Raw genomic sequence first — 5542 nt, 5'->3', positions numbered from 1 at the left:
AACTAAAGGAAAATGAACCAAAAAATAGATCCATAACTAACATAAACAATGAAAATAAGAAAAAAAAATATAAATTTTAGATTTAAAAAGTCAAAATTGAAATCTAAAAATGAAAAGAGCATTATGCAACGGTCTTAGTATTTAGTAAATACTAAAACATAAATTTATCTACTGAACAGTATGATTTTTTAATGCCGAAGTTGCGTTTATAAATTGAATTCAGCAAATTTATTCATGATGATATGGTTCATTTTTTAAGATGGAAAAGCCTCTATATAACTGTTCTACCACAAACAACCGGATCATTTGATGTGAGAAAGTCATTTTTGAAAAAGATACTTTACCCATTGATTTTTTATAAACTGTTTCAGAAAATCCATAGGGACCTCCAATAACAAACACCAATTGTTTTATGCCAGAATTCATTTTCTTTTGAAGGTATTGTGAAAACTCTAGGGAACGAAAGTCTTTACCCTTTTCATCCAATAAAATCAATTGATCGGTTTGCTGTAATTTGTTTAAAATTAACTCCCCTTCTTTTTCTTTTTGTTGCTTTTCAGAAAGGTTTTTTACATTCTTAATGTCAGGGATAATTTCCAATTCAAATTTAATATAATGTTTTAATCTAACTTGATAGGTTTCTATCAAAGCAGACAAGTTTTTATCATCTGTTTTTCCGATTGTCAGGAGTTTTATCTTCATATTTACAAATATAGAAAATAGAAGGAAGATTCTCTTTAAATTCTAAGTTTGAATGAAGATGATATTAAGCGAAAATTATTTTTTTAAACTTCGATAGAAAATGTATTTTTGTACAATAAAATTTATGCTATGATTACAGAAGTTCAATTTGAAAAAGAATTAGAAATAATAATAGAAAATGCTATTCGTGAAGACGTGGGAGATGGTGACCATAGTTCATTGGCATGTATACCAAAAGGAGCTATTGGAAAAGCTCAATTATTAGTAAAAGATACAGGTATTATTGCTGGTGTTGCTTTTGCTGAAAGAGTTTTTAAATATATTGAGCCTTCTATAAAAATTACTGTATTGATAAAAGATGGTACTGAGGTAAAACATGGAGATGTTGTGTTGACCGTGGAAGGAACTTCACATGCCATTTTAAAAGCAGAAAGATTGATTTTAAATGTAATGCAACGCATGAGTGCTATTGCTACAAAAACAAAATACTATACAGGATTGTTGGAAGGAACAAATACTAAAATTTTAGATACCCGTAAAACAACCCCGGGAATTCGTGCTTTGGAAAAATGGGCAGTAAAAATTGGAGGTGGTGTCAATCACAGATTTGCCCTATATGACATGATTATGTTAAAAGACAATCATATTGATTTTTCGGGAGGAATTACCAAAGCAATTGAAAAAACTCATACTTACTTAAAAGAGACAGGTAGAGATTTAAAAATAATTATTGAAGCTAGAGATTTAAAAGAGATTAGAGAAATATTAAATTCTGATGGTATTCATAGGATTTTAATCGATAATTTTACTTTTGAAGACACAAGAAAAGCTATTTTAATGATCAATGGAAAATGTCAAATAGAATCTTCTGGAGGAATCAATGAAAAAACACTTAGATCTTATGCGGAATGCGGAGTTGATTATATTTCTTCTGGAGCATTGACGCATTCTGTGTATAATATGGACCTAAGCTTAAAGGCATTTTAATCAGTCAAAATTCAGATAAAAAGTTATGATTGAAAAAATTGTCAATTTAGGAAAAAAAATAAAAGTTCCAGGTTTAGAAGGAATGACCTTTTATGATCTGTTATATATGTATATAGTTGGAATTGTAAGAGGAGGTCTTACCTCAAGGGCTGGTGGTATTTCTTATAGTTTTTTTATGGCTATTTTCCCATTTATGCTATTTATGCTTACGTTAATACCTTATATTCCTGTAGAAGGTTTTCAGGATAGTTTTATGGAGATGATTTCGGAAGCTGTTCCTGCGAAAACCTATAATGCCGTTGTTCCTGTTTTGGAGGATATCGCTAAAAACAAATACGGAGGTTTGCTCTCTTTTGGATTTTTAGTTTCCATTTTTTTAATGACAAATGGAGTCAATGCGATTTTTGGTGGTTTTGAATACTCTTATCATATTACTGAAGTAAGAAGTGTTGTAAAAGGTTATATTGTTTCTTTAGGAACTTCCCTATTAATGTCGATATTGTTGATATTAACTGTTGTAGTTACGATTTTATTTAAATTTGGGCTGGATTTTTTAATTCAAAAAGGATGGTTAAGCGACCAATTTCTATGGTTAAGTAATATCAGGTATTTGATATTTATTTTTATGATTTTTACAACTGTATCCTTATTGTATTATTTTGGAACAAAGGAAGGAAAGGAATCTTCATTTTTTTCTGCAGGAGCAATTTTAACAACCGTTTTATACATCTTAACTTTTTATGCTTTTGGTATATATGTAGATAAGTTTGCGAAATACAATGAGTTGTATGGCTCTATAGGGGCTTTGCTAATAATAATGCTTTTTATCTGGCTGAATTCCATTATTTTATTACTTGGTTTTGAACTAAATGCAAGCATGAACAAACTTAGGCAAAATTCAAAAGGGCTTTTATCTAATTCCAAATTCAAAAAACCTACATATTGATATTATGTTGATTTAACATACAATAATGCCATGTAAATATTTGGTTACAATAATAAAAATACAGGCAAACAATAATACTGACAGCTGTAAATGCCATCTAGTAACTAGGTGATAAAGATGAATTGTATAACTTTGCTAGAAAAGGATATATTGCCAGATTGATGATTATATAAAAGCTCAAGCTACATAGAATTTTATTCACATCGAAAATTTTATATTTTGCTTCTTTAGACCTCGTTTATCGGTTGTGTGTCTAATTTTATTTTATTTCATTTGAAGAATCGTAAGATTTGTATACAATTTAAACTTTTATAATGATTTCAAAACATATAAACTCCATCATAATACTTTTTCTTTTTTTATTGGTATCATGCCAGTCGAATGTTCAAAAAGATTTTACATTAAATGAAATTTCAATCATTCCACAACCGAAAGAGCTTGAACTAAAAAAAGGAAGTTTTACAATAACTAAAAACACAAAAGTTGTTATTAATAATGAGTCCCAACGTTCTATTGCTTCTTATTTTATTGAGAAATTCTACAAGGCATCTGGAATAAAACTTGAAATAAGCAATTCAACAAATATGCGTAATAGCATCTTGATTAATGAAAAATCGGGGTTGACAGAAGAAGCATATGTTTTAGGAATTGAAGATAAAACAATTAAGATAGAAGCAAGTAGTTACGGTGGTTTTATGTATGCTTTTCAAAGTTTATTTCAATTATTACCTCCTGAAATTGAAAGTAACTCAGTTCAGACTGATATTCAATGGATCTTGCCAAATATCACAATAATAGATGCTCCTAGATATAAATGGAGAGGTTTAATGTTGGACTTGTCCAGGCACTTTTTTGATAAAGAATACATAAAAGAAGTGATTACTAATTTGGCAATGCACAAAATGAACGTTTTACATTTACACTTAGTAGATGATCAAGGATGGAGAATTGAAATTAAAAAATATCCAAAGTTAACAGAAAAAGGAGCTTGGCGAGTTGATCAAGAATCTGCTGCATGGAAAGGAAGAAGAGAAACTACAGCAGAAGAAAAAGGAACTTATGGAGGTTATTTAACCCAAGAAGATTTAAAAGAAATTGTTGCTTATGGTCAGTCTTTAAATGTAGAGATTGTACCTGAAATTGAAATGCCTGCACATGTTTCTAGTGCCATTGCGTCTTATCCAGAATTATCGTGTCTTGATAAACCAATCGGAGTTCCTTCTGGTGGTTTATGGCCTATAACAGATATTTACTGTGCAGGTAAAGAAAGTACCTTTGAATTCTTGGAAGATGTATTGACAGAAGTGATGGATATATTTCCATCTGAATATATTCATATAGGTGGAGATGAAGCGACAAAAACAAATTGGGATGTTTGTCCACATTGTCAAAAAAGAATTAAAGAAGAAGGTCTAAAAGATACTCACGAATTACAGAGTTATTTTATTACTCGTATGGAAAAGTTTCTCAATTCTAAAGGAAAGAAATTATTGGGATGGGATGAAATTTTAGAAGGTGGTTTGGCTCCGAATGCAACGGTAATGAGTTGGAGAGGAGTAAAAGGAGGAATCGAAGCAGTAGAACAAGGGCATGATGTTATTATGACACCTAATTCACACTGTTATTTCGATCACTATCAAGGACCAATGAACGATGAACCTAAGGCTTGGGGAGGTTATTTACCATTGAGCAAAGTATATAAATTTGATCCTGTTGTAGAGTCCATGACACCTGAACAAGCAAATCATGTTTTGGGTGGACAAGCAAATTTATGGACAGAATATGTACCTACAAATGAGCAATCAGAATACATGATATTCCCTAGAATTGCTGCATTATCAGAAGCGGTTTGGAGTTCTAAAGAATTGAGAGATTGGAGTGATTTTTCGATTAGAGTAAAACAATTATTTAAACGATATGATGTAATTGGATTAAATTACGCGAAGAGTGTATACTTAGTTTCTTCAAATTCTGAAATATCATTAGAAAACAAGTCCATTTCATTGGTGTTAAAAAATGAATTATCAAATTCAGATATTCGCTATGTTTTAGGAAACAGTGAACTTAATACTGATGCAATTAAGTATACTAATCCGATTGAAATTACTGAAACAACAGTTATTAAAGCAGCATTGTTTGAAGATGATATAGCCATTGGGAAAATATACATAGATACTATTAAGTTTCATAAAGCTGTTGGAAAAACTGTAAAATACGAAAACATATATAGCGATCAATATAAGGGGCAAGGAGCCTTTAACTTGACAAATTCTATTAGAGGAACAAAGAATTTTCATGATGGACAATGGCAAGCATGGATAGGTAATGATATGGAAGTTGTTATTGATTTAGAGAATGAACAAACGATAGAAAAAGTTTCTGTTGGAACTATGGAAAATCAAGGTTCTGGAATTTACTTTCCAGTAGCTGTTGAAGTGTTCACTTCTATAGATGGAAACTCATTTGAAAAACAAGGTGAAACAAAAAGAGACTATTTACAAAATGCAGATTCGAGTTTAAAAGATTTTGTAGTAAACATAAATCCTATTAATGCTAAATTTGTAAAAGTAAAAGTCACCAATTTAGGATCGCCACCCAATGGAGGAGGTTCATGGTTGTTTGTTGACGAAGTTGTAATAGAATAAAACATAAGAATTGGCATACTTTAAAAAATGCAACTCATTGATAATTCCAAAAGTGCAATTTGTATGGAATTCTTATTTTAGGATTCAAAAATATTGAGATTTATTTAAGATAACCATTATATTAAGACCGTTGCAAGGTACATGACAAAAACAAAGACCCAAACTTAGGGTGTAAATCATTGTTTGTTAACTTATTAAGATGTATATTCAAGCCATGAAACTACAAATAACACCTACTTTTGCAGATAGCATTTGTGATTTA

Annotated in this window: 4 protein-coding genes; 3 read left to right on the top strand and 1 reads right to left on the bottom strand. The window is 30.4% G+C overall.

All coding sequences use genetic code 11. From position 1 onward, the window contains the following. Window positions 1–228 precede the first annotated feature (228 nt). Complete coding sequence (gene rlmH, locus V5787_RS01715) at window positions 229–702, bottom strand: 23S rRNA (pseudouridine(1915)-N(3))-methyltransferase RlmH (protein ID WP_336891562.1); 474 nt, start codon at window positions 700–702, stop codon at window positions 229–231. Window positions 703–831: 129 nt separating this feature from the next. On the opposite strand from rlmH, the gene nadC reads away from it, so the two are divergent. The 3 genes from nadC (at window position 832) to V5787_RS01700 (ending at window position 5280) form a co-directional block, all read left to right on the top strand. Next, on the top strand, window positions 832–1689 hold the full coding sequence (nadC, locus tag V5787_RS01710; protein ID WP_336891561.1) for a carboxylating nicotinate-nucleotide diphosphorylase: 858 nt from the start codon (window positions 832–834) through the stop codon (window positions 1687–1689). A gap of 25 nt (window positions 1690–1714) precedes the next feature. After that, window positions 1715–2635: a YihY/virulence factor BrkB family protein gene (locus V5787_RS01705; protein ID WP_336891560.1), complete on the top strand. Its 921-nt coding sequence runs from the start codon at window positions 1715–1717 to the stop codon at window positions 2633–2635. 314 nt (window positions 2636–2949) lie between these two features. Continuing rightward, window positions 2950–5280 (top strand): glycoside hydrolase family 20 protein, encoded by a 2331-nt coding sequence (locus V5787_RS01700; protein ID WP_336891559.1) that lies wholly within the window; start codon window positions 2950–2952, stop codon window positions 5278–5280. Window positions 5281–5542: the final 262 nt, after the last annotated feature.

The organism is Flavicella sp. (assembly GCF_037132785.1).
Taxonomy (GTDB): Bacteria; Bacteroidota; Bacteroidia; order Flavobacteriales; family Flavobacteriaceae; genus Flavicella.
Note: the sequence above shows the minus strand (reverse complement) of the source record. Positions and strands in the feature narration are given on the sequence as shown.